Genomic DNA, 23,750 nt, shown 5'->3' on the forward strand with positions numbered 1-23,750 from the left:
CCGACCGGGCCGCGCTCGTCCGGTGGGGGAGGCGCGCGGGGCGCGAACTGCTGTTCTACGAGGCGTGCGGTGCGCGCCCCCTCGGGCCGAGTGCGCTCGCGCGCCGCCCCGCTCCGCGATCTTTCGGGGCGGGGCGGTTTTCGTTCAGGCGTACGAGGGGCAGGTGCCCTTCAGCAAGTGATCACGGAGCGTGAGGGACGCGAGGGAGGGGTTGGGGTCCATGTGAGGCGGCGGGGTGCGACACGGGTGAAGCGGTGAAGTGCGGTCGTGCGGGTGGGCCAGGGGTCCCCCGGAGTGCGGAGGTGTGCGCGGGTGGCGTGGAGTGCGAGGGTGACGCCGATTGTCGGCGTCGGGCGGTTTTGGACCAGGCCGGACGGTCGTATGTTCGGGCGGGCCGACCGGGTGACGAACGAGCGGGCTAGGCTGGCGGGATGACGCGAGCCGAGCAGCCAACGGTCGTGAACCCGGCCCCCGACGACGCCCTGGTCGCAGATTCCCGAGAGCGCGCCGTGCGCGCCCTGCTGCGTTTCCGCCCCCTCAAGCAGCTGTGGAGCGCCCAGCTGGTGGGGGGTGTCGGCGATGTCCTTGCCCTCTTCGTGCTGGTGGTGCTGGCCTTCCACACCTCGCTCGCGCAAGGGGCGTTCGGCGGCGGGTACCAGGGCGCGGCCTTCACCGTCAGTGTCGTCCTGGGTGTCCGCGTCCTCGCGACCCTGCTCTTCGGCGCGGTTCTGCTCGGCCCGGTCAGCTCGCTGACCGCACCCGACGGCCCGCTCGACCGCCGCTGGACGATGGTGGTCGCCGACGGCCTGCGGGCCGCCCTGCTGATCGTCGCGCCGCTCTGGATCGACTGGACCCCGGACACGGCACTGGCCACCCTCCTGGTGACGGTCTTCGTCCTCGGCGTCGCCGAACGCTTCTGGACGGTCTGCCGGGAGAGCGCGGCGCCCGCGCTGCTGCCCGCCCCGGCCGCCGGCGCGGACGCCGTGCGCCCGCTGCCGGACCGCTCCGAAGCCCTGCACCGGCTATTCCTGCGCACCACCTTCGCCGGGGTGCCACTGGCCGCCGCCGTGCTGGTCGCGGTCACCCTGGTGGGGAACCTGCTGGCCACCGGCATCGACTGGTTCGCCACCCACCAGGTCGCCCTCGCCTCGTACGTCGCGGCCGGCCTCTTCGCCGCCTCGCTCTCCGTCGTCTACTTCCTGACGCTGCCCGGCACCCGCACGCCGCGCGCCCGCTCCCCGCTGGAGGGGCTGCGCCGCCCGAAGACGGGCACCGGCCCCGACCGGGGCCGCACCGGCACCATCCGCCTCCTGGTCGTCGGCTGCGCCGCGGTCACCGCCGCCATCTCCGGCGCCGTCGCCGTCTCCGTGATCCACGCCAAGGACCTCGACGGCGGCCCCGTCCTCTTCGGCCTCTTCGTCCTCGCCCTCACCGGCGGTACGGGGATCGGCGTCCGCTCCGCCCAGCGCGTGCTGCCCGGGCTCTCCCGGCGCCGGCTGCTGGCGCTCGCCGTCGCGCTGACCGGCGTGGCCCTGCTCGCCGCCGGGCTCGTCCCCGACGTCACGACCGTGCTGCTCCTGCTGCTGCTCGCCGGATTCGCGGCGGGTGTCGCGGCCCACGCCGGGCACACCCTGATCGACCAGGAGACGGAGGAGTTCCGCAGGGCGCGCCAGGGGGAACACCTCCAGGCCGTGGTCCGGCTGACCCTCGCCGTCTCCGTGCTCGCCGCCCCGCTCATCGCGGGCGGCATCGGCCGCCACCGGGTCGAGGCCGGCAAGTTCGTCTTCGCCCACGGGGGCGCCGCCTTCACCCTGATGCTGCTCGGCGCCCTGCTGCTGCCGGTCGCCGCCATCCTCCTCGCCAAGGCCGACGACCGGCAGGGCGTCCCGCTCCGCCGCGACCTGCGGGACGCGCTGCGCGGCGACGACCCGGCCACCGCGCCCGCCGCGACCGGTTTCTTCATCGCCCTGGAGGGCGGCGACGGGGCCGGCAAGTCCACCCAGGCCGAGGCGCTGGCCGAGTGGATCAGGGCCAAGGGCCACGAGGTCGTCGTGACCCGCGAGCCGGGGGCGACCCCGATCGGCAAGCGGCTGCGCGCGATCCTCCTCGACGTCTCCAGCGCCGGCCTCTCGCACCGCGCCGAGGCCCTGCTGTACGCCGCCGACCGCGCCGAGCACGTCGACACCGTCGTCCGCCCCGCGCTGGAGCGCGGCGCCGTCGTCATCTCCGACCGCTACATCGACTCCTCGGTCGCCTACCAGGGCGCCGGGCGCGACCTCGCGCCCACCGAGATCGCCCGGATCTCCCGCTGGGCCACCGGCGGCCTCGTCCCGCACCTCACGGTCCTGCTCGACGTCTCCCCGGAGACGGCCCGCGAGCGGTTCACCGAGGCACCGGACCGGCTGGAGTCCGAGCCGGCTGCCTTCCACCAGCGGGTCCGGGCCGGGTTCCTCACCCTGGCCGCCGCCGACCAGGACCGCTACCTCGTGGTCGACGCCGGCCAGCAGCCCGAGGACGTCACCACCGTCGTCCGGCACCGCCTGGACCAGCTGCTTCCCCTCTCCGAGGCCGAGATCAAGGCTCAGGAGGAGGCCCGTCGCGCCGCCGAGGAGGAGGCCCGCCGCAAGGCCGAGGAAGAGGCCGCACGCAAGGCCGAGGAGGAGCGCCTGGAGCGGGAGCGCCAGGAGCAGCTCGCCCGGCTGCGCGCCGAGGAGGAGGAACGCAAGAAGCGCGAGCTGGAGGAGGCCAAGCGGCTGGAGGCGGAGCGGCAGGCCGAGCGCCAGGCCGAGGAGGCCCGCCGCCGCGCCGAGGAGGCCGAGCGTCGCGCCGAGGAGGAGCGAGCCCGCCTCCGCGCCGAGGAGGAGCTGCGCGCCGCCGAGCAGGAACGGTTGCGCCTGCGCAAGGTCGAGGAGGAACGGCTCCGCAAGGAGGCCGAGGAGCGCCGCCGCGAGAAGCAGCGCCAGGCCGAGGAGGCCCTGCTCCGCGCCGAGGAGGCACGCCGCCAAGCAGAGGAGGAGGCGCGCCGCCAGGCTGAGGAGGAGGCGCGCCTGCGTGCCGAGGAGGAGGCCAGGGTCCGGGCCGAGGAGGCTCGCCGCGCGGCCGAGCGGGAAGCGGCGCTGCGCGCCGAAGCGCCCCAGACCGACAGCGAGACGACCGTCCCGACCCCGGTCCACTCCCTCCGCAAGCCCGAGGCGCCCGAGGAAGGGGAGCAGGGCCCGGCCCACTCCTTCACCAAGGGCGACCCGGGCGAGGGCCGAGGCTCCCACTCCTTCACCAAGGACGACCGGAGCGAAGGCCGTGGCTCCTACTCCTTCACCAAGGACGACGACCGGCACACCGGCCAGGCGCCCGCGCCGTCGGACAACGAGGAGACGGCGGTCCTGCCGCAGGCCTCCGCCCCCACCCCGTCCGACGCCGAGGAGACCGCCGTCATCCCCCAGGTCCCGCAGCCGGGCGCCGGGGACGACGAGGAGACCACGGCCTTCCCGCGCGTTTCCGAGGCCGGCCGCCCCGGCACGGACGCGCCCGCCGACCGCGTGCCGCCGGGCTACTTCCGGGAGGACGCGACGGGCCCGGCCCGCGATGCCCGCGACTCCGCCCCCGGCGAGAACGAGCGCACCCGGGAGATGCCCCAGATCGACCCGAACGCCCCGCGCCCGCGCCCCGACTGGGCGGAGGAGACTCCCCTCGACGACCTCCCCAGCCTGGCGGACGAGCTTCTCGGCCCGCACGACGACGGGGACGAGGACGACCGGCGTGGAGGGCGCGGGCGGCGGTAGGGCGCGTTCTTCGCGGCCTCGTCCCGGGGGCGGGGCGAGGCCGTCGGTCTGATGGTTCCCGTGTGCCTGCGGCTAGCCCGATGCCGCTTGCCGGGCGGGTGGGGCTCGCGTGCGGGCGTGGTCGCCTGCGGGCCCGCCGCCGGGTTCCGCCTGATGGTGGGCGATCCGCTGCCGAGCTGGCCCGGTCGTCGGACCTGCCCGCTGCGGGTGGGTTCCGGCTCCGCTGCGGAGCGTCGGCGCTGCGTGACTGGGCGGGCCTCGGTGCTTGGGCGCTGGGCGCGTGTTCGCTGGGCCTCGTGGTCTGGGGGCGCCCTGCTGGGATGGCCCGCGTGGTCGGCTCGCGGCAGTGCCGCGTCCGCGCGTAGCCCGGCCTTCCCGTGTCCGCCAGGCAGGAGGGGCGCGCACGCCGCTGGGCCGCACTGCTCATGGCGTTGGGTTCGGAAGTCGCTGCCCCTCGGGCCCTCAGCCGGCCGGCAGGGCGCCGCCGACCCGGTGGCGCCGGAGTGGCGGCCTCGCTGCTCGCCTGGTGCGGGAAGGCCGGCGCCCCGGCATTTGGGCCCTGTCAGTCGTGTCGCGGAGAATGGGGCGGGCGAGCCCGGGGTGGGCTTGCTCGGCGGGGTGGATGTGGATGGAGGCGTGCCGATGTCGGTGTGGGACGACCTGGTGGGCCAGGAGCGGGTGGTCGGGCAGCTCGACGCGGCCGCCCGGGACGCCGACGCCTACGTGACGGCGGCGGCCTCGGGGAATCCGCTGCCCGAGGCGTCCCGGATGACGCACGCCTGGCTGTTCACCGGGCCGCCCGGAGCGGGCAGGGCCGACGCGGCGCGGGCCTTCGCCGCCGCCCTCCAGTGCACCAGCCCGGACCGGGCCCTGCCGGGCGGCACCCCGGGCTGCGGCTTCTGCGACGGCTGCCACACCAGCCTCATCGGCACCCACGCGGACGTGGACGTCGTCCGTACCGACCTGCTCTCCATCGGTGTGAAGGAGACCCGCGACCTGGTCCGGCGCTCCCAGATGTCCCCGGCCGGCGGACGCTGGCAGGTGATCGTCCTGGAGGACGCCGACCGCCTCACCGAAGGCGCGGGGAACGTCCTGCTCAAGGCGGTCGAGGAGCCGGCCTCGCGAACGGTCTGGCTGCTCTGCGCCCCCTCGCTGGAGGACGTGCTGCCGACGATCCGCTCGCGCTCGCGGCACCTTTCGCTGCGTACGCCGCCGGTGGCGGCCGTCGCCGACATCCTGGTCCGGCGCGACGGGGTCGACCCGGCGCTGGCCGCCTCCGTCGCGCGGTCCACGCAGGGACACATCGACCGGGCCCGCCGCCTCGCCGCCGACGAGCGGGCCCGTGAGCGCCGGGCCGCCGTCCTCAAGCTGCCGCTGCGCGTCGGGGACGTGGGCGCGGGGCTGCGCGCCGCCCAGGAGCTGATCGACGCGGCGAGCGAGGACTCCAAGCAGGCGGCCACGGAGACCGACGAGAAGGAGACCGAGGCGCTGCGGGCGGCGCTCGGCGGGCAGAGCGGCGGCCGGATGCCGCGCGGTACGGCGGGTGCCATGAAGGAGCTGGAGGAGAAGCAGAAGCGCCGGCGCACCCGTTCCCAGCGCGACAGCCTCGACCTGGCCCTGGTCGACCTCACCAGCTTCTACCGCGACGTCCTGGCCCTCCAGTTCGGCTCCTCCCCGGAGGCCGTCGCCAACGTCGAGCTCCGCGACGCCCTGGAGCGGATCGCCGAGGACAGCACCCCGGCCGCCACCCTCCGCCGGATCGAGGCCATCGCCGCCTGCCGCGAGGCCCTCGACCGGAACGTCGCGCCCCTCCTCGCCGTCGAGGCGATGGCCATGGCGCTGCGAGCAGGGTGACGCGTCCCCTGAACGAGTGGTTTGGCTGACCGCCGGCCCGAGCTGAAGGGCTTCTCCCGCCCTCCCTCTCGTCACACATAGTAGTCGTGTAACAGCTAAGCGTTAGAGTCGGCTGCATGGAGAACCGCCGCCCTCGCCCCCCTGCCCGCCGCTCACCGCGCCGCCCTCTGGCGGCCGCGCTCCTCGCCGCGGCCGTCGCCCTCGTGCCGGCGTGCAGCGCGGAGAGCACCACGGCGGACGCCGCCGGCGACAAGGTCCTCGCGGCCCTCCCCAAGGCGGTCCCCGAAGCCCTCGCCCCCTTCTACGGGCAGCGTCCGGCTTGGCGGACCTGCGAGGGCGTCGGCAAGGAGGAGTTCGAGTGCGCCCGGCTCAAGGCGCCCCTGGACTACGACAACCCGACGGCCGGCACCCTCGACCTGGCCCTCTCCCGCAAGAAGGCGACAGGCCCCGGCTCCCGCCTCGGCTCCCTCCTCGTCAACCCGGGCGGCCCCGGCGGCTCCGCCATCGGCTACCTCCAGTCGTACGCCGCCCTCGGCTACCCGGCACCGGTCCGCGCCCGGTACGACATGGTGGCCGTCGACCCGCGCGGCGTCGCCGACAGCGAGCCCGTCACCTGCCTCGACGGCCCCGCGATGGACGCGCACACCGCCACCGACACCACCCCGGACTCCCCGGCCGAGCAGCAGGCGCTGGTTTCCGCCTTCCAGAAGTACGGCAAGGGCTGCCAGGCGGACGCGGGGAAAACCCTCGGCCACGTCTCCACCGTCGAGTCCGCCCGCGACCTGGACCTCGCCCGCTCCGCCCTCGGTGACGAGAAGCTGACCTACGTCGGCGCCTCGTACGGGACCTTCCTCGGCGCGACCTACGCCGGGCTGTATCCGCACCGCGTCGGCCGCCTGGTCCTCGACGGCGCCATGGACCCCACCCTCGACGCCCGCCGGCTCAACCTGGAGCAGACCGCCGGCTTCGACACCGCCTTCACCGCCTTCGCCAAGGACTGCGTCCGGCGGAAGGACTGCCCCCTCGGCACCGGCGACCCCCGGAGCGCCGGGCGGAACCTCACCGCGTTCTTCGACCGGCTCGACGCCGACCCGCTCCCCGCCGGGCAGGGCCGCGCCCTCACCGAGTCCCTCGCCACCATGGGCGTGGTCGCCGCCCTCTACGACGAGGCCGGCTGGCCCCAGCTGCGCACCGCCCTGACCAGCGCCGTCAAGGACCGCGACGGCGACGCCCTGCTCGCCCTCTCCGACCTCTACTACGAGCGCGACGCCGACGGCGGCTACCAGAACCTCATGTCCGCCAACGCCGCCGTCAACTGCCTCGACCTCCCCCCGGCCTTCGCCACCCCCGAGGAGGTCGAGGCGGCCCTGCCCGAGTTCCGCAAGGCGTCCCCCGTCTTCGGCGAGGGCTTCGCCTGGGCCTCCCTGAACTGCGCCCAGTGGCCCGCCCCCGCCACCTCGGGCCCGCACCGCATCGAGGCGAACGGCGCCGCCCCCATCGTCGTCGTCGGCACCACCCGCGACCCGGCCACTCCGTACCGCTGGGCCCGCGGCCTCGCCTCCCAGCTCGACTCCGCCACCCTCCTCACCTACGACGGCGACGGCCACACCGCCTTCGGCCGAGGCAGCGACTGCATCGACACCGCCATCAACACCTACCTCCTGGAAGGCACCCCGCCCGACCACGGCACCCGCTGCTGACCCCGGGCCCGGGCTCCCTCCGGGCCCGGTCCGTCGCACTCCCCGGAACCCTGTACACTGAACGTCGCTGCAGATGCGAACCTCTTCCCCGGAGACGGGACCCGAAGGGGTTCTTCTTCCGCAGCTTGCCGCCTTAGCTCAGATGGCCAGAGCAACGCACTCGTAATGCGTAGGTCTCGGGTTCGAATCCCGAAGGCGGCTCAACTGCGAACCCCAGGTCAGGCTTCTGACCTGGGGTTTCTTTGTTTCGTTGACCTTGGAATCCGGGCTAATCGGACACTCGTGGTCTACGCATCACAATGCGTAGATCGCGGCTCCATGACCTGTCGCTGGCGCCCAATCGTAAGGTCTTGACCTGCTGTTTTGGTGCATTCCGCCGCTGGATTGGTCTTGTCGGCGATGGCTCCGGTGGACAGCCGGTGGACGGACGTGCTTGATGCTCGTCAGGACTGCACCAGCGGCTCCCGGCCTACGCCGAGAGCTTCAGCGGCCGGGGGAGGAGGATGAGCGTCGTCCTGGTTGTGGCTTTGTGACAGACGTAGGCGTTGGCGCGGGCTGGAGTGTTTGGGGTGTCGTCAGTCGGGTGGCCGTCGCAGCCGTGATCGTGGCCGACAAGTCCACGCAGACCCGTCCAGCAGAAGACTGATCGCAGCCAGGGCATCGGGAACCGTCCGGTCGGCCTGTGGCTCGTCTCTCGGCCAAGCCTGTTGCCTGCCGATCCGTACCGTCCGCAGCCCAGTCGCTCGTCCACCCTCGACGTCGTGCTCGTGACTGTCGCCGATCGTCCATCCGCCAGCAGCCAGATCCTTACCGTTCGGCGGGGAGCTCGAAGATCCGGACATCGGGCTTGCGAAGATGCCTCCTCAACGAAGTCTGTCACCTACTGTCAATGGCCTTGAAGTTCGGCTCTGGTCCACTTCTCGTGGTCGAGTACGCAGCGTGACCGTTGATCTTGAAGTGATGGCGGTCAAAGTCGCCCGGGAAACGCTCCGACCGTATGCGGTGAAGGCGACGATTCTGCGTCGTGGACAAGCAGGGCGCGCTCGGTACGAGGGGCCGACGGGCGTCACGCACCCGCGTGGACGTACGCCGCCCACAGGGACGGGGTTGCGGGCAGCAGGTCCCGCGTCTCGCGGGTGATCTGGTGCAGGGCGAAGGCCGATCGGGAGGCGTCCAGGTCGCCGGACGCCTCCCGCAGTTCCCGGTAGAACCCTTCCGCGATGGACGGGGCCGCGGTGTCCGCAACCGCCCACAGCGTGCCCACGACATGGCGGAACCCGGCCAGCTGGAACGCGCTCGTGAGATGGATCGCCTCGTCGACGAGGGACTCCGCTTCCGTGACGGCCGTGTGGCACGCCGACAGGTAGGCGAGCTGGGCGTTATCGAGCCGGACCGGTGCCAAGGACGCGACCGTGAGCGGGCCACTGTCCCCGTCGAGGTCACGACTGCGGCCGTGGTCGTAGAGCAGCAGCGCGCTGTGGGACGGGTCGCGCCGGTCGCTGGTGCCGTGGCAGGCGAAGTGGGCGAACGTGCAGGCGTCCAGACGCGTCAGCACGGCGTTACGGGTGGCCGCCTCCTGTTCGAGGACCGTGCCCTGCGGCAGAAGCGCCGAGACCCGGTCGACCTCGTCCCGTACCCAACGCAGCGGGCGCTGGCCGGGTGTTTCCGGCAGGCTCACGATCAGGGCCTGTTGTTCTGGGGTAGGGGCGGCCGGGACAGGTCGACGGGCATGGCGCAGGGCGGTGATGGACGGCGTGTACGAGGACACGACGCGGTCCATTACGGTGCGGGTTCCGGTTTCGGCGCGGTGGTACCCGGCGGCGTGCAGCGGCAGTCGGCCGAGCAGCCCGGACGGCACCCACCACAGGCGTGGCCAGGGGGCGCCGGCCGGGGGCGGGCCGTGGAGGTCGAGGGCTTGGAGTACGGGCTCTGCGGCGGTGTCCCAGAGCCATTCCAGGACCTCGCACTGGGTTCGCTGGGCGGCCATTCGCTCGGCGCTTGAGCGGCTTTCCGTGGCCTGGAGCGCCTCCGCGAACGCGACGGTCCGCGCTTCGAGTGTCGTGGCGTCGAGGTCGGGGAGAGGGACGGAACCTAATGTGCCGTCAGGCGTGAGAAGCAGGGCGTCGCTGCGCTGCGGACCAACGGAGAGCACTACGACGGGGCCGTCCTGGGCCGCGTCGATGAGTTCCTCGACGTGGGGTGGCTGGAGGAACGAGTCGAAGCCGTCGTGCGCGCGGATCTCGGTGATCACTTGGTCGAAAGCGGCGGCGATGCTGCGCCGTTCGTCCACCGCTGCCCTGGCGGCCGCCTCCCCGGCCGACGGTCCGGTGGCGTCCTTCTCGGCGCGCGCGTCGGTCGACACTGCGTCGACCGAGTCGGCGAACGGGATGTCGTCCGGGCGCGCTCCGTCCCGGGCCGTGGTGGCGGCCTGCGTGCTGTCGAGCCGGTTCCGCAGCTCCACGAACCGGCGCGCTAGCTCCGGATGACGTGCCCGCAGGTGCGTCAGATCGCCCCGGGTGCGGAGCAACTCGCCCAGCATGACGGTACGGCCCTGCTCCAGCATGCGCAGAGCCCCGCGGAGAAGCTCCTGATCCTGTGACCCTCCAGGGCTGGGGGCGGGGCCAGGGGCCAGGGGCGAAGTCGTTCGCCTGCTCCGGCGGCGAGGGAACCGAAGCCCGAGGAATCCGCGGGCCCTGCTGCCGACAGGCCCGCGGGCCCGTTGTTCGTGTGCGGGGCCGGCGTCGGTCAGGTTGTCTCGGAGCGCGAGCGCCAGCGAGGCGCCGAGCGCGGCGGTCGCCCCGAAGTCCTTGAGGGCCTGCTGCCGGTCGTCGCGGCTCAGTCCGCGAGGTGCCGTCCTGGGCATGAGCCGGACCGCCTCCTCCAGCAGGCCGACGGATTCGGCGTACGTGGTGCGTGAGGGATCGCGCACCGCGGTGTTCCCCGCGCTGCGCGCCGCCCGGATCCGTACGGAGGGCCGGGCCGCGTCGTTGCGGGCGGCCAGCGTGAGCTTCTCCCACCCTGCTCGCAGATCGGTGAGCTTCCCGGTCTCTCCGGCCCGGTACAGCAGTGCTTCCGCCCACAGCATGGCGTGCACCGCCCAGTCCGGGTGGTCGCGGGGGAACATCGACGTCGCGGTCTCTGCGTACCGGAGGGCGTGATCGAGGTCGGCGGGATCCCCCTGCGCACGCCAACGCGTCATGAGCGACTTGCAGAGGTTCCCGAGACGAATTCCACGGTCCAGGGGGTCGGCCGGAAGGGCCGCCGCCTCCCTGGCCGTATCGATCAGCGTGTCCAGCACTTCGGGGTCGGGCCGCCGCTCATGGCGACGAGACATGACGAGGCCCAGTTCGTTGAGGAGGTCACCCCGGTCGGGATGCTCGGACGTCAGCTCGCGCAGCGCTTCCCGTACCAGGTCTTCCGCCTCGTCCAGGCTCTCCACCATATGTTCGTCGGTCATGTCGTAGAGCGAGACGAGCGCGTTGCGCAGCCGACGTCCCGCCAGGCGGCGGCGTGAATCGAGGTCGACGAAGGCGTCCTGCGCCAGCCGGAAAACCTCGACCGCCTCGTTCATGTCCTCCGACGAGCCGGTGGCCCTGGCCCGTCCGTCGAGCGCCATGCCGAGCGCCGAGAGATGCGCACCGCGCCGTTGCGGGGCGTGGGGCGCGGCCACCGCGCGCCGGGCGGCGTCGACGGCCCGGTCGAGGTCGTCCACGGTGCCCGTCCGCCGGAACCTCGCCACATACGTCGTGCTGAGCAGGCCGAGCCGGTCCGCGCGCTCCGGATCCTCGTAGGCCAGCAGCTCCACGGCATCCGAGGCCGCCTTCACCGCTGAGTCGAGCCCCTCACGGGCGACGTCCCAGGGGCGGCGCATCAATGTCTCAGCCTTGCGGGCCAGCATGTCCGATTCGCGGACGGGCCGGTTCTTTTCGTCGAAGGCCCGCCTGGCCTCCCGGGCCTCGACGGCCAGACCGTGCTCGGCGAGCATGTCCAGCGCATCGGGGCGCCGGTGGGACACCGCCGCCTCGCGGGCCCGGAGCGCCTCCCGGGTGGCTGCCGTCGCGGCGGCCCGGTCGCTGTCCGACCCGGTCAGCTCGTACCTGGAGTCCAGCGCCTCGGCCAGCATTTCCAGGAACTCTGGCCGTGCGGCGTGGTCGGCGTCCGCGATCCGTACCGCCTGCCGCGCGAGGTCGATCGCCTCTTCCAGCTGCTCCTGCCTCCCGGTCACGGAGAAGGCGACCAGCAGCGTCCGGCCCAGGACACTCAGCGCGTACGGCGCCGCCAACGCGTAGAAACGGGGCACCTTGACGTACCGGGCGACGGCGTGCACCGACGCGCGGCCCGCCTCGATCGCCGCGTCGAGATCGTCGCGGACCCCCGTCAATCGGAAGCGCATCCGCAGTGCGCGTCCGAGCTCCTGTAGGCACCCGACCCGTCCCGCGCACCTGTCGGATACGAGGGCCAGCGCGAGCCGCCCCTCCGCGACGGCGTCGGACAGGGTGGCCAGGTCCGCCGTCTCGGCGGCACGAGCTAGGGCGAGGGATCTGTCCTTGTACCACCGCGCGTGCCGGCCCGCCTGCTCGTACACGGCGTATTCCCGCTGCGACTTCCTCAAGTCCCGTAGGCCGATCAACCATTCCGGGGCACGCAGATGGGACCGGCAGGTCTCCGCCCGCGCGGCCCACTCCAGGAGCCGTTCGTGGGCGGCGCGGCCGTCTGTGTCGTCGGGGGTGGCGTCGCGCGCCTTCTCGCTCACCCGGCGCGCCTCCCTCAGGTGCCGTTCCGCGCCGGTGCGGGCGTAGAGGTAAAGCAGTGCTCTGCTCAGCGCCAGGGAGTGCTTGGAGAGCGCGGCGGGCGTCTCCGGCTCGGGTCGCAGTGAATCCCGCGCGAGCGTCACCGCCACGTCCACTGACGTACGATCGCCCGTGACCTCGTAGTGCGTGCAAAGCACCTTGCTCAGCTGGACCTTGGCCCAGGGCAGCATCGGGTGTTCCTCGTCGGTCTCCCACAGCATGCGGCGGGCCGTGGCGAGGGACTCCTCCAGGTCGGCGGTCCGGCCGCGCATGTGATGGGTTTTCCACAGCGTGTCGCACAGGTAGCCGAGGTGGAGCAGGCGCATCGGACGGTCGCGGTGTACGGCGTCGACGATGCGCCGCCACAGCTCGCGCCAGGCCTCGTTGTCCTCCGCGTGGTCGACGCGCGGGGCGGTCCGGTACCGGTCCGCGACCTCGGCCGTCTTCTCGGCGATCAGGCCCACGACCGGTTCGGGCAGCTCGTCCATGCCGACGTCGGCGACGAAGCACGGGATCAGGTCCTCAACGGCCCGGTTGAGCTGCGGCACCGCCTCAGTCTCGGGCAGGGCCATGGCCTGGCACAGCCGCAGCCGGCCCAGCAGCAGTCGGGCGTCGAGGTCGTCGGCCCCCTCCTCCGCCCGGAGTCCTGCCCCGTCCGGGAGCGTACGGGCCAGCAGACGCTCCGCCTCGATCGCCTCCGGCTCCAGCGCCAGGTGGTAGCCGTCTTCGAGCGCCCGCTCAAGCCACCGGGCGACGGTCGCCCTCAACTCGCCACGCTCCGCGCGGTCTTCCCCTTGGTCCCCCATGACAGAGACGGTAACGTCCCGTTGATCGACTGGACAACGCCGTGGGGGTAGGCCGCGATGGCCGACGAGAGGGCAGCGGACCGGCAGGTACGAATCAAGGACGCGCTTGCCCGGGTGTGCACCGAACTGGAGGATCTGCGATCGCTCCTCGGGGAGACCGGAGGGGACGCCGTACTGGACCAGCTCCTCACCGCCGTACGGTCCGGAGGTGATGTGGAGCGGGAGTTGGACGAGCTCCACCACACGCTGTTGCGCCACGGTGACGCGATGGGCGCGTACGGGGACGGTTCACGCACGGCGGTGCCCCGCCCCGACGTGCTGCCGTCGGCCGAGCCCCTGGACGTCGTGTTCCTCTGCCCCGACGGCCGCTGCTCCCGACTGTGGTGGCCGGACGACGCCCGCGAGGAGCCGCCGGCATGTTCACTCTCCGGAGAGGCGCTGCGCTGGGTGAGGACCTGACGTGGGCGGGCTGCTGTCCGAGCTCGGCAAGCACCTGGCCGAGCGCTGGGTGTCCATCCTGGTGCTGCCCGGAGCCCTCTACCTGGCGATCCTGGCGGGCGGGCGAGCCCTGGGCCACGGGCACGCAATCGACATCACGCGCCTGATCCAGCACATCGACACCTGGGCGGCCTCACCGCGCGTGAGCTCGACCGGCGGCCTGGTGGTGCTGCTGATCGCCGGGCTGCTGGGCGCCGCCGCGGTGGGCGTGGTCGCCCAGGCCCTGGGATCCGGCCTCGAACGGGTCTGGGTGGCGGTGGACTCCGACGCCTGGCCGGTTCCGCTGCGCCTACTAGCTCGTCGGAGGTCGGCTGTACGACGCGACCGCTGGGACGAGTTGACCCGGCAGCGCAGGGCAGACGTCGAACGACGAGCGCGACAACGGGCGCTCGCCCCGCGCGACAACACTCCCTCCACACCCGCCGCTCCTTCGTCGTCGGCGGAACAGCGGCGCCGTATCAACCGTGTCGCCGTCGAACGGCCCACGTGTCCCACGTGGATGGGTGACCGTATCGCCGCAGTGGCGGTCCGCCTGCGGCGCGAGTACGACCTCGACCCCGCCACGGTGTGGCCACACCTGCGGCTCTGCCTGTCGGACACGACACGCGCCGAGATCACCGACGCCCGCGCCGAGCTCAGCCGTACGACGACCCTCGCCGGCTGGGGCGTGCTGTACGTGGGCGTGGGCGTCCTGTGGTGGCCCGGCCTGGTGGCGGCGGCAGTCCTCGTCCTCACCGGCTGGCGGCGCTCCCGAGCCGCGACGGAACGCTACGCCCAAGTCTTGGAAGCGGCGACACGGCTGCATGCGGTGGAGCTCGCCCGGCTGCACGGCCTGATACGGAGCGAGGAGCCGCAACCGCTCGACCGGCGCGTAGGCCGCGACCTCACCTTCCTGTTCCAGGGACAGGGCCACTTGATCCGGCTGATGGCACCGCGTGGCGAGGCGGTCCCCGACGAGCGGTGAGATCCGGCCGCCGCCTGGTACACCTGTCGCCTCGCAGGCTTGTGTCCCGGCTACGCCTACGCGCTGGAGTGGAGGTGGACCGCCCACAGGGACGGGGCGCCGGGTAGCGGTCGTGCACCGCCCGGACGGCATGGTGCAGGGCCACGGCGGCCCGGTTGGGGGCGAGCCCGGCGGGCGCATCGCATCTACCCGGCGTACCGGCGATGCGATGGGTGACCGGCGCGTCAGGTAGCTCGATATCCAGTCCCTCGGCTAGCCTGCGCGCCCTGAGGCGGGCCTCTCTCAGAAGGGGAGCTTCTTGAGCTGCTGGCGCTGTTCCTTCTTCGCCTGCCGGGACCCCCTTGCCATGGCAGACCTCCGTGTCGCTCAGTGCAGCACCAGCCTACGAGCGTGACGGGCCCCCGCATGCGTCGCCCGGCTTGGCGATCCGCCGCAGGTCAGCTCGGTGTCTTACCGCAGGTAGGGGTCTCCTCGCCGGGGCGGGGCCTGCGGATCCGGAGCTCCCCCACGGGCCGCACTGTCTGCGACGGCGTCCCAATGGCTACCGCGTGCGGCACGCGAGCAGGTGGTACGGTGCCGGAACCCAGCGAAGGGCGCTTGTCGAGGTCAGACAGTGACCTCCATGCACCTCTCCCGCCAGTCGACAGTGTGGTCGGGAGCCCGTCGTCAGTCTTGCTGGTGAGCTGGCGGTACCCCCTCCGGTGGACGGGCGGTGGACAGACGCCTTTGGACGGTGCGGCACCAGGTGGCACGGGCCAAGCTGCTGCAGATGCTCTGACCAGGAAAAATGTCACGAGACAGTACGGCAGGGCATTCCCTGGGATGATCGCTCGCGGTCTCGTAATGCGTAGGTCTCGGGTTCGAATCCCGAAGGCGGCTCCGGTGAGGCCCAGGTCAGAGAAGTTCTGACCTGGGCCTCAGTGCTTTTCGGCAGCCAGGATGAGTGCGGTGGCAGTGGCGGTCGGGTGTGGGAAGTGGGGCAGGTCGCCCAACTCGGCTGAATGGGCCTGTCCTTGGGTTTGTCTGGATAGTCTCGTCCGCCTAGGAGTACTCCGGAGTGGGCGGGTGGGCGATGAAGGACGAGGTTCAGCTGGTCAGTGATGGTGACGGGCTGGCGGTGATCGGGGACGTGGGGGACGTGGAGAGGTTCCTCGTCTCGGAGGGGCTGGTGGGGAAGAAGGTCGGTCCGGGGTGGATCAAGGGGGTGGTCGGGGCCGGGGCCGCCGTGGTGAAGGAGGGGGCGGAGGGGGGTGCCGGTGTCTCCGGGCGGTGGGTGAAACTGACCGCGGAGTCGGCGGAGCAGGTCAAGAAGTACGGGTTGCGGGAGAGTGCGGCGACGGGGATCAGTACCGGTGTGCTGAAGGGGGGCCGGGGGCAGATCAAGGGGTTTGTCGAGTTCGCCCGAGGGTCCCGGTCGTTCGTGGGGAGCCCGGTCGCTCTCGCCAATGTCGCCAAGTTGTTGGCGCAGGTGGCGATGGAGCAGGCCATGGACGAGATCACCGAGTATCTCGACGTGATCGATGCCAAGGTCGACGACGTGTTGCGGGCCCAGAAGGACGCGGTGCTCTCCCGCATGATCGGTACGGGGCTGGTCATCGAGGAGGCCATGACCGTGCGCCGGCAGCGGGGCGGAGTCGACGAGGTCACGTGGTCGAAGGTGCAGGGCGGGCCGGCCACGATTGCGGAGACCCAGGCGTACGGGCTGCGGCAACTCGACGCGCTCGCGGAGAAGATGGAGCGGCAGGCCAAGATCGGGGAACTCGCGGCGACGGTGCGTGAGGCCGAGCCGGTCGTGCGGGAGTGGCTCGCTGTCCTCGCTCGCTGCTTCCAGTTGCAGGACGCGGTGGCGGTGCTCGAACTCGACCGGGTGCGGGACGTGTCGCCGGAGGAGCTGAACGGGCACCGCCTCGGGCTGAGGGCGGCCCGGCGGGACCGGCAGGAGCTCATCCTGCGGTGCACCGACCGGCTGGTGACGAGGATGAACGTGGCGGCCGGCGCGGCCAACGCGAAGGTGCTGCTGCACCCGGCCAAGTCCCCGGCCGTGGTCGAGGCGAGCAACCAGGTCGTGGTCGTCGTCCATGAGTTCCAGGAGCGTGTGGCCGACCGGGCCGGTCGTCAGTACACCGAGACGAGGCGGTGGGTGGAGGCCGCCGTGCAGGCCAGGGACCGGGCGCTCGAGACGGGGGCGATGGGTGTGGCGGCCGCCAGGACGGTCGGCCACGAGACCCTGGACCGAGCCGGGAACGTGCGGGACAAGCTCGCGAGCGGCATCGCCGAGCGGGCGCGACGTCTGCGCGGAGGCAAGGCCGGCGACGAGGTCGGAGGCGAGGGCTGAGCGGCGGTGTGTGACCGACGACCACGCCCTGGGCGCGCAGATCTCCGCCGTCCTCGCGCGGGCGGTCACGCGCGGGCTGACGGGGGGCCCGTCACCCGGGGCGCGCGGGCCATGGCGGCGGTCGAGGAGTGGATGCGTCCGCCCCGCCGGGGCGTCGGTCGCGACGAGGTACGGGGGCCGCCCGGGCCCGGAGCCCCGGAGCGAGGGGTTGGGGTGGTCACTCCCCGCCCCCGCACGCCTCCCCCGTCCGCAAGTTGGCCTCCGCGTTGGCGATCACCCTGTCGAGGGTGTCGCGGGTGGTGGTGAGGGCGGTGAGTTTGGCGGTGAGGGTGTTGCGTTGTTCGGTGAGGCGGTGGAGGAGTTCGGGGGTGGCCTGGTCGTCGAGGACGCAGGGGAGGAGGTCGCGGATGGTGCGGCTGGAGAGGCCGGCGGCGTAGAGCTGCTGGATGAGGTGGACGCGGGCGACGGCGGATTCCGGGTAGTGGCGCTGGCCGCTGGGGGTGCGGTCGGGGGTGAGGAGGGCGTGTTCCTCGTAGTAGCGGAGGGCTCGCGCGCTGACGTGGGTTCGGGTGGCGAGTTCGCCGATGCGCATCATGGGTCGGGTGCCTCTCTTGCCTCTGACGTCAGCGTCAGGTTTTAGCGTAACTCCGGACAGACCGGAACCCTCGGTCGCTGGAAGGGGGAAGAGGGAAGTGGTCCGTATGAGTAGCGTGCGCGCGCCTGTGCCTGTCGTTTCCGTCAAGCCGTTGGTGTTGTCCGTGCCCGGGCGGGGGGTGGAGCTGCGGGTTCGTGTGTCGGCGCCCGTCACAGGGCGGGGGCTGCCCGTGGTGGTGTTCGCGCACGGGTTCGGGGCGTCGTTGGAGGGGTACGGGCCGCTGGCCGACTACTGGGCGGCGCGGGGGTTCGTGGTGGTGCAGCCCACGCATCTCGACGCGAAGAGCGTGGGGCCGGCGGCGGACGATCCGCGGCGGACCGGGCTGTGGCGGTACCGGGTCGAGGACGTGCGGCGGGTGCTCGACCAGCTCGATGTGCTGGTGGGGCAGGTGCCGGGGCTGGCCGGGCGGGTCGACCAGGAGCGGGTCGCGGTGGCGGGGCACTCCTTCGGCGGGCAGACGGCGGGGGTGCTGCTGGGGCTGCGCGTCCTCGATCCCGGGACGGGACGGGCGGAGGACCTGTCCGACCCCCGGGTCAGGGCGGGGGTGCTGCTCGCCACGGCGGGCCGGGGTGGCGACGCCCTGACGCCGTTCGCGGCCGAGAACCTGCCCTGGCTGCGGGGCCCGGAGTTCGCGCACCTGAAGGCCCCGGCCCTGGTGGTCGCGGGTGACCGGGACGCCTCGCCGCTGACCGTGCGGGGGCCGGAGTGGATGGCCGATCCGTACGTACTGAGTCCGGGCGACAAGAGTCTGCTGACCCTCTTCGGGGCGGAGCACTTCCTCGGCGGGATCTCCGGGTACGAGGTGGCCGAGACGACCGACGAGAACCCGGCCCGGGTCGCTCTGGTGCAGGAGGTCACCCTGGCGTACCTGCGCCACGTCCTCGGCGTCGGCAGCGAGGAGTGGGAGGCGGTACGGCGGGCGCTCGGCGAGGAGCCGCACCCGCTGGGCCGGCTCGTCTCCAAGACCGGGTGAGGCCGCACCCGCCCGGCCGCCTGCTCCGATCGGCGGCAATCGCCGCAGCTCAGGGAGGGGGCGGGGGCGGCCGGGCACGGATCACCCATGCTCGCCCTCGCCGTCCTCTTCGCCGTCCTCGGTGCCGCCAGCAATGCCGCCGGTACCGCCTTCCAGCGGAAGGCCGCCTCCGAGGTGGCGTCGGGCGGGGGGTGGCGGCTGCTGCGGGAGCTGGCGCGGAAGCCGGTGTGGCTGCTGGGGATCGCGGGGGTCGTGGGGGCGGCCCTGTTCCAGGCGCTGGCGCTGGTCAACGGGCCGTTGGCGCTGGTGCAGCCGGTGTTCGTGCTGGAGTTGCCGTTCGCGCTGCTGATCGGGGTGCCGTTGCTGCACCGGCGGCTGCCGCGTGAGGGGTGGTGGGCGGTGGCGGCGGTGGTGGTGGGGCTGGTCGTGGTGCTGGGGGCGGCGGCGCCGGCCGGGGCGCGTACCGATGCGCCGATGACGCGGTGGATTCCGGTGCTGGTGGGGTGTCTGGGGGTGATGGCGGCGGCTGTGGCCGCTTCGCGGGTGTACCGGTCGCCGCTGTTCCGGGCGGCGGCGCTCGGAACAGCGGCCGCCGTGGGGAACGCCCTGACGGCGGCGCTGCTCAAGTCGGCCACGGGGACGCTCGCCGACGACGGGTTCACCGCGTTCCTGGCGACCTGGCAGACGTACGGGTTCGCGGTGACCGGGGTCGCGGCCGTGCTGCTGCTGGAGAACGCCTTGCAGGCCGGGCCGCTCGCCGCCTCGCAGCCGGCGCTGACCATCGGGGACGCCTCGGTCAGTCTCCTGCTCGGCGTCGTGGTCTTCGGGGAAAGCGTGCGCGGCGGCTGGTGGGTGGTGCCGGAGCTGGCGGGGGTGGCGCTGATCGCCTGGGGCGTACGGGAGCTGACCCGGGCGGTGCCGCACCTGCGCGACCTCACCGGGTGACGGACCGGACGGGGCTCAGCCCAGCAGGCGTACCGGGTTGCCGTCCAGGTAGGCGGCGATGTCCTCGACGGCCTCGCGGTAGTACGTGGCGTAGGTGCGCTCGGTGACGTAGCCGAGGTGCGGGGTGGCCAGGAGGCGGGGGGTGGTGCGGACCGGGTCGTCGGCGGGGAGGGGTTCGGTGGGGAAGACGTCGAGGCCGGCGCCGGCGATGCGGCCCGCGCGGAGGGCGGCGAGGAGGGCGTCGTGGTCGACCAGGGCGGCGCGGGAGGTGTTGACGAGGTACGCGGTGGGCTTGAGCAGGGCCAGTTCGCGGGCGCCGATGACGCCCCGGCTGCGCTCGCCCAGTTTCAGGTGGAGGGTGACCACGTCGCTGTCGGAGAGCAGCGCGTCCAGGCCGGGGGCGAGGCGGACGCCGTGTTCGGCGGCGCGTTCCTCGGTGAGGTTGGGGCTCCAGGCGGCGACCTCCATGCCGAAGGCGGCGCCGATCCGGGCGACCTGGGAGCCGATCCGGCCGAGGCCGACCACGCCGAGGTGGCGTCCGTGCAGGTCGGCGCCGAGGGTGGACTGCCAGGGGCCACCGGTGCGCAGGGCGGTGTTCTCCGCGACGAGGTTGCGGGCGAGGCCGAGGACGAGGGCCCAGGTCAGTTCGACCGGGGGAGCGGAGTAGCTGGCGGTGCCGCAGACGGTGACGCCGTGGGAGCGGGCCGCCGCGAGGTCGATCGCGGAGTTGCGCATGCCGGAGGCGACCAGCAGGCGCAGGCGGGGGAGGCGGGCGAAGAGGGAGGCGGGGAAGGGGACGCGTTCGCGCAGGGTGACGACGATGTCGAAGTCGGTCAGAGCGGCGGCGAGTTCGTCTTCCGTGCCGACATGGTCGGGAAAGGCGGTCAGTTCGACGCGGTCCAGCACAGGGGACCAGTCGGCGGACGTGGTGGCGACCCCCTGGTAGTCGTTCAGCAGGGCGCAGCGCAGCGGCATGCGGGGCTCCGTTCGGGTGTGCGGGGCCGGCCTCAGCCGGTGAAGCCCTGGGCGTCGAGGGCCTGCTGGATACGGGCGTAGTGGTCGGTCTCCCAGGCGTCGAGGGACTGGGCCGCCTCCTTCGCCGCCTTGGCGCGGGCCGCCTGGAGGAGTTCGTCCTGCCGGGCGGCGGGGACCACGACGACACCCTCCTCGTCGGCGACGACCAGGTCACCGGCGCGTACCGTGACGCCGCCGCAGCGGATCTCCTCGTTGAGGGGGAACGCCGCCTTCTTGGTGCCGGGTTTGGGGACGACGCCCCGGGCGAAGACGGGGAAGCCCGAGGCGCGGATCTCGGCCAGGTCGCGGACGACGCCGTCCACGACGAAGGCGGCGATGCCCCGGCGCTGGGCGACGGCGCAGACGTTGCCCCCGGCCACCGCGTACTCGGTGCCGCCGCCCTCGACCACCACGACCGAACCGGGTGCGGCCCGGTAGATCGCGGCGTGCAGCATCAGCTGGTCGCCGGGGGCGCAGCGGACGGTGAAGGCCGGGCCCGCGACCCGTGGCGGGGTCGGCCAGAGCGTCCGCAGCCCGAAGTCCATGACCTGCTCGCGACCGAGGAGGTCGGCGAGGGTGGTCGGGGAGACGTCGCTCAGGGGACCGGGAGTGGCGGGCACGGGTTCCTCCGGGGCGGGCGGGACGGCACGGCGCGGGTCCGGACAGGGCCCGGCCGTGGGCCAGCGTACGGAGCGCGGGCCGTGCTGTCACCGGGTTCACCGAGGTCAGCCGGTGGTTCCGGCGGTGCCGTTCGCCTCGGCCAGGCGCTGCGCGATCTGTTCCGGGGTGAGATCTTCCAGGTGGGTGAGGAAGATCCACAGGTGGCCGAAGGGGTCGCGGAGCATGGCCGTGCGGTCCCCGTGGAACTGGTCGGCGGGGCCCTCCAGCAGCTCGGCCCCGGCAGCGGTGGCCCGTGCGGTGAGAGCGTCCACGTCGGGGACGTAGACGTGCAGGATCACCGGGGTGGCGCCGAGTGCGGCTGGGGAGCGCAGGTCGCCGCGGGCGTCGCCGAGCATCAGGACGGCGCCGGCGACGGTGAGTTCGGCGTGCACCACCTCGCCCTCGTCGCCGTCGAGGCGGAAGCGGGGCTCGGCGCCGAGGGCCCGTTCGTAGAAGGCGAGGGCGGCGTCGGCGTCGTCGACCAGGAGGTGCGGGACGACGGCGTGGCGGTAGGCGGCGGGGACGGTCTCGGTGGCGGGCATACGGACTCCTCGGAACGGTTCGGCGTCGGTGGTCGAGCCCGGCCGAAACTAGAAGCTCAAGCGGCGTTGAGGTCAAGGGCGGGCTCGCCTGCGCCCCGGAAATACCGTGGACCACCTGGTCGTTCGTGGGTGAGGATGGCCGGATGCTGATCCGTGAGGCCCGCACCGAGGACTGGGACGCCATCTGGCCGTTCTTCGAGTCCATCGTCCGCGCGGGCGAGACCTTCACCTACCCCCTCGACCTCTCCCGCGAGGACGCCGAGGGCTGGTGGATGGTGAAGGCGCCGAGCCGCACCGTGGTCGCCGTGGACGACTCCGGGACGGTCCTCGGCACCGCCAAGATGAACCGCAACCACATGGGCAACGGCAGCCACATCGCCAGCGCCAGCTACATGGTCGACCCCGCGCACGGCGGCCGGGGCGTGGGCCGCGCACTCTGCGCGCACACCATCGACTGGGCGCGGGCCGAGGGGTACCGGGCGATGCAGTTCAACGCCGTCGTGGAGACCAACACCCGCGCGGTGAAGCTGTACGAGTCACTGGGCTTCGAGGTGCTGGGCACGCTGCCCGAGGGGTTCCGGCATCCGGGCGAGGGGTATGTGGGGCTGCACATCATGCACCGGTCGCTGGTCGAGGGCTGACCGGCTCCTGGCCGCGCCGGGCGCGCAGGGCCTCGGTGGCCCAGGTCAGCGCCGGGCGTGTACTGCTGGGCGGGGGCCAGCCGTTGACCACGGCGAGGAGCCGGACGTACCGCTCACGGCGCGGGTCGGCGTACCGCTCCAGCCTCGCCGTCAGTTCCCGCACCCGGTCCGTCTCCGGGCCGCCACCGAGCAGGGGCGCGCAGCGGGTGAGGAGGGCGGTCAGGATCTCGCCGGCCCGGGGCGAGTCAGGGGCGAGCCCTGTCGCCACGGCCGGGGCGACGGCCTCCCGCACGGTCGCGGTCAGGTCGGGGCGGGGGACGCCCGGGGTGCCCGTCCCGGATGCCGCCTCCTGGCAGAGGTCGCGCAGGTGGGCGCGGAAATCGGGGTCGCGGGTGAGGGCGGTCAGTTCCAGCCAGGCCCGCAGCTGGGCGGCGTCGGGTTCGTCGGGCAGCTCGGGCGTCAGCGTGCGGGCGACCCCCGCGAGCGGCATGCCGGGTTCCGGGCCGAAGACGGCGGTGAGGAACTCGTCCACGAGGGACTGCCGCTCACCCTGCGACAGGTTGGCAAGTTGGTGCAGGGTGCGGATCTCCTCCGCGCCGGTGCCCTGCCGTGCGGCCGTGGCCAGGACGGCGCGGCGTACCCGCAGGGCGGCGATCTGGGCGTCCAGGGCCTCCGCGTGCGCGGCGGCGACTTCCGGCAGGGTCAGCTCCCGGTCGAGGATCTTCCGTACGGCCGGCAGGCCGATCCCCAGCTCGCGCAGGGTCCGCACCAGCGCCAGCCGCTCGGTCGCCTCCTCGTCGTAGAGCCGGTGGCCGGACGGCGAGCGTCCGGCCGGGAGCAGGAGGCCCTCGTCGGAGTAGAACCTGATGGTCCTGACCGGGGTGCCGGTCCGGCGGGACAGCTCGCCGATGGTGTGGAGGGGGTGGTCGTCCATGCCCCCACCTTCGGGTCTCCACCCGCTGGAGACGCAAGCCCTTGGTTCGTACGGTGTTCTCCGGCCGCCCTTGTCCTCAACCCTGGTCGAGGTTCTACGTTGGGGCGCGTCGGCCCGACCTGGGGTCGCCGTGACGAGGGGACAGCACCGTGACCGTTGATGTGCAGTACACCGACGAGGAGTTGGCGGCTCAGCCCGTCGCGTACTGGACCAAGCTCGCGTACGAGGCGACCATCGGGTTCGTGCGGCGGAAGCAGGCCGAGGTGGGGTTCACGCAGCCCCGGTTCTGGATGCTGCGGTTCCTGTCGGTGAACGACGTGTCCGAGGACGGGCAGGGCAGGAGCGTCGAGGAACTGCGGTCCGCCATGGTCTCGTTCCTGCGGCCCGAGGACGATCTCGCCGCCGAGGCGGAGGTCCTGCTCGCCTCCGGCTGGGTGACCCGGGACGGTGAGGGCCGGCTGTGGATCACCGAGGCAGGGGACGCGGCCCGCGCCGGCCTCAAGGACCGGGCCCCCGAATGGCGCGTCGAGCTGCACGACGGCATCACCGACGCCGAGTACGCCACCACCCTGCGCGTGCTGATGCGCATGATGGGGAACGCGGGGGCGACCGTGCCCGCCATCTGACCTGCGGGAATACGGGGGAGGCAGGTGCGGGGCG

General features: G+C 73.0%; 16 protein-coding genes and 1 tRNA gene. 11 read left to right on the plus strand and 6 right to left on the minus strand.

Annotated elements, in window-relative coordinates; all coding sequences use genetic code 11:
- The first annotated feature begins 431 nt into the window (after nt 1-431).
- The 4 genes from tmk (at nt 432) to OIM89_RS16530 (ending at nt 7,534) form a co-directional block, all read left to right on the plus strand.
- Nucleotides 432-3,779 carry a dTMP kinase gene (gene tmk / locus OIM89_RS16515; RefSeq protein ID WP_226965459.1) on the plus strand — a complete coding sequence of 1,116 codons (3,348 nt, stop codon included), beginning with the start codon at nt 432-434 and terminating at the stop codon, nt 3,777-3,779.
- A 642-nt stretch (nt 3,780-4,421) separates the two neighbouring features.
- Nucleotides 4,422-5,633: a DNA polymerase III subunit delta' gene (locus tag OIM89_RS16520; protein WP_217467308.1), complete on the plus strand. Its 1,212-nt coding sequence runs from the start codon at nt 4,422-4,424 to the stop codon at nt 5,631-5,633.
- A gap of 116 nt (nt 5,634-5,749) precedes the next feature.
- Complete coding sequence (locus OIM89_RS16525) at nt 5,750-7,333, plus strand: alpha/beta hydrolase (protein WP_030697916.1); 1,584 nt, start codon at nt 5,750-5,752, stop codon at nt 7,331-7,333.
- Nucleotides 7,334-7,460: 127 nt separating this feature from the next.
- Nucleotides 7,461-7,534: transfer RNA gene (locus OIM89_RS16530), tRNA-Thr, on the plus strand.
- An 865-nt stretch (nt 7,535-8,399) separates the two neighbouring features.
- Here the strand turns inward: OIM89_RS16530 and OIM89_RS16535 are convergent.
- A complete protein-coding gene (locus OIM89_RS16535; protein WP_257381335.1) occupies nt 8,400-12,695 on the minus strand; it encodes a CHAT domain-containing protein in 4,296 nt (1,431 codons plus the stop codon).
- A gap of 291 nt (nt 12,696-12,986) precedes the next feature.
- Between OIM89_RS16535 and OIM89_RS16540 the strand changes: the two genes are divergently transcribed.
- From OIM89_RS16540 to OIM89_RS16550, 3 genes are all read left to right on the plus strand, one after another.
- The gene (locus OIM89_RS16540) at nt 12,987-13,388 is read left to right on the plus strand and encodes a hypothetical protein (RefSeq protein ID WP_051727201.1); all 402 of its coding nucleotides are present in this window, start codon (nt 12,987-12,989) and stop codon (nt 13,386-13,388) included.
- 1 nt (nt 13,389) lies between these two features.
- Entirely contained in the window at nt 13,390-14,391 is a 1,002-nt protein-coding gene (locus OIM89_RS16545; RefSeq protein ID WP_051727202.1) for a hypothetical protein, read from the plus strand.
- Between the two features lie 1,072 nt (nt 14,392-15,463).
- Nucleotides 15,464-16,726 carry a hypothetical protein gene (locus tag OIM89_RS16550; protein ID WP_264491389.1) on the plus strand — a complete coding sequence of 421 codons (1,263 nt, stop codon included), beginning with the start codon at nt 15,464-15,466 and terminating at the stop codon, nt 16,724-16,726.
- 217 nt (nt 16,727-16,943) lie between these two features.
- Here the strand turns inward: OIM89_RS16550 and OIM89_RS16555 are convergent, their stop codons facing one another.
- Entirely contained in the window at nt 16,944-17,318 is a 375-nt protein-coding gene (locus OIM89_RS16555) for a MerR family transcriptional regulator (RefSeq protein ID WP_226965643.1), read from the minus strand.
- 109 nt (nt 17,319-17,427) lie between these two features.
- Here OIM89_RS16555 and OIM89_RS16560 point away from each other — a divergent pair, with 109 nt between their 5' ends.
- Nucleotides 17,428-18,354 carry an alpha/beta hydrolase family protein gene (locus OIM89_RS16560; RefSeq protein ID WP_226965457.1) on the plus strand — a complete coding sequence of 309 codons (927 nt, stop codon included), beginning with the start codon at nt 17,428-17,430 and terminating at the stop codon, nt 18,352-18,354.
- An 87-nt stretch (nt 18,355-18,441) separates the two neighbouring features.
- Nucleotides 18,442-19,299, plus strand: a complete 858-nt coding sequence (locus OIM89_RS16565) for a DMT family transporter (protein WP_047470371.1) — start codon at nt 18,442-18,444, stop codon at nt 19,297-19,299.
- A 15-nt stretch (nt 19,300-19,314) separates the two neighbouring features.
- On the opposite strand, the gene OIM89_RS16570 is transcribed toward OIM89_RS16565, so the two are convergent.
- The 3 genes from OIM89_RS16570 to OIM89_RS16580 all read right to left on the minus strand — a co-directional run bounded on the left by OIM89_RS16570 (nt 19,315) and on the right by OIM89_RS16580 (nt 21,515).
- Nucleotides 19,315-20,274 carry a D-2-hydroxyacid dehydrogenase family protein gene (locus tag OIM89_RS16570; RefSeq protein WP_217467332.1) on the minus strand — a complete coding sequence of 320 codons (960 nt, stop codon included), beginning with the start codon at nt 20,272-20,274 and terminating at the stop codon, nt 19,315-19,317.
- Between the two features lie 32 nt (nt 20,275-20,306).
- A complete protein-coding gene (locus OIM89_RS16575) occupies nt 20,307-20,933 on the minus strand; it encodes an RraA family protein (protein WP_047470363.1) in 627 nt (208 codons plus the stop codon).
- A gap of 105 nt (nt 20,934-21,038) precedes the next feature.
- Complete coding sequence (locus tag OIM89_RS16580) at nt 21,039-21,515, minus strand: VOC family protein (protein ID WP_226965456.1); 477 nt, start codon at nt 21,513-21,515, stop codon at nt 21,039-21,041.
- A 143-nt stretch (nt 21,516-21,658) separates the two neighbouring features.
- Here OIM89_RS16580 and OIM89_RS16585 point away from each other — a divergent pair, with 143 nt between their 5' ends.
- Nucleotides 21,659-22,156: a GNAT family N-acetyltransferase gene (locus tag OIM89_RS16585; protein ID WP_030697927.1), complete on the plus strand. Its 498-nt coding sequence runs from the start codon at nt 21,659-21,661 to the stop codon at nt 22,154-22,156.
- On the opposite strand, the gene OIM89_RS16590 is transcribed toward OIM89_RS16585, so the two are convergent.
- Nucleotides 22,128-23,090: a MerR family transcriptional regulator gene (locus OIM89_RS16590; protein ID WP_226965455.1), complete on the minus strand. Its 963-nt coding sequence runs from the start codon at nt 23,088-23,090 to the stop codon at nt 22,128-22,130. The two genes, OIM89_RS16585 and OIM89_RS16590, sit on opposite strands and share 29 nt — an antisense overlap.
- Before the next feature lie 161 nt (nt 23,091-23,251).
- Here OIM89_RS16590 and OIM89_RS16595 point away from each other — a divergent pair, with 161 nt between their 5' ends.
- Nucleotides 23,252-23,716: a hypothetical protein gene (locus OIM89_RS16595; RefSeq protein WP_037665393.1), complete on the plus strand. Its 465-nt coding sequence runs from the start codon at nt 23,252-23,254 to the stop codon at nt 23,714-23,716.
- Nucleotides 23,717-23,750 lie beyond the last annotated feature (34 nt).

This window comes from Streptomyces sp. BI87, from assembly GCF_025957665.1.
Lineage (GTDB): Bacteria > Actinomycetota > Actinomycetes > Streptomycetales > Streptomycetaceae > Streptomyces > Streptomyces albidoflavus.

Coding starts and splice junctions, on each gene's coding strand:
- OIM89_RS16580 (WP_226965456.1), bottom strand. CDS start 21,515: ATGCCCGCCACCGAGACCGTCCCCGCCGCCTACCGCCACGCCGTCGTC.
- tmk (WP_226965459.1), top strand. CDS start 432: ATGACGCGAGCCGAGCAGCCAACGGTCGTGAACCCGGCCCCCGACGAC.
- OIM89_RS16520 (WP_217467308.1), top strand. CDS start 4,422: ATGTCGGTGTGGGACGACCTGGTGGGCCAGGAGCGGGTGGTCGGGCAG.
- OIM89_RS16560 (WP_226965457.1), top strand. CDS start 17,428: ATGAGTAGCGTGCGCGCGCCTGTGCCTGTCGTTTCCGTCAAGCCGTTG.
- OIM89_RS16525 (WP_030697916.1), top strand. CDS start 5,750: ATGGAGAACCGCCGCCCTCGCCCCCCTGCCCGCCGCTCACCGCGCCGC.
- OIM89_RS16585 (WP_030697927.1), top strand. CDS start 21,659: ATGCTGATCCGTGAGGCCCGCACCGAGGACTGGGACGCCATCTGGCCG.
- OIM89_RS16570 (WP_217467332.1), bottom strand. CDS start 20,274: ATGCCGCTGCGCTGCGCCCTGCTGAACGACTACCAGGGGGTCGCCACC.
- OIM89_RS16535 (WP_257381335.1), bottom strand. CDS start 12,695: ATGGCCCTGCCCGAGACTGAGGCGGTGCCGCAGCTCAACCGGGCCGTT.
- OIM89_RS16555 (WP_226965643.1), bottom strand. CDS start 17,318: ATGCGCATCGGCGAACTCGCCACCCGAACCCACGTCAGCGCGCGAGCC.
- OIM89_RS16540 (WP_051727201.1), top strand. CDS start 12,987: ATGGCCGACGAGAGGGCAGCGGACCGGCAGGTACGAATCAAGGACGCG.
- OIM89_RS16590 (WP_226965455.1), bottom strand. CDS start 23,090: ATGGACGACCACCCCCTCCACACCATCGGCGAGCTGTCCCGCCGGACC.
- OIM89_RS16550 (WP_264491389.1), top strand. CDS start 15,464: ATGAAGGACGAGGTTCAGCTGGTCAGTGATGGTGACGGGCTGGCGGTG.
- OIM89_RS16565 (WP_047470371.1), top strand. CDS start 18,442: ATGCTCGCCCTCGCCGTCCTCTTCGCCGTCCTCGGTGCCGCCAGCAAT.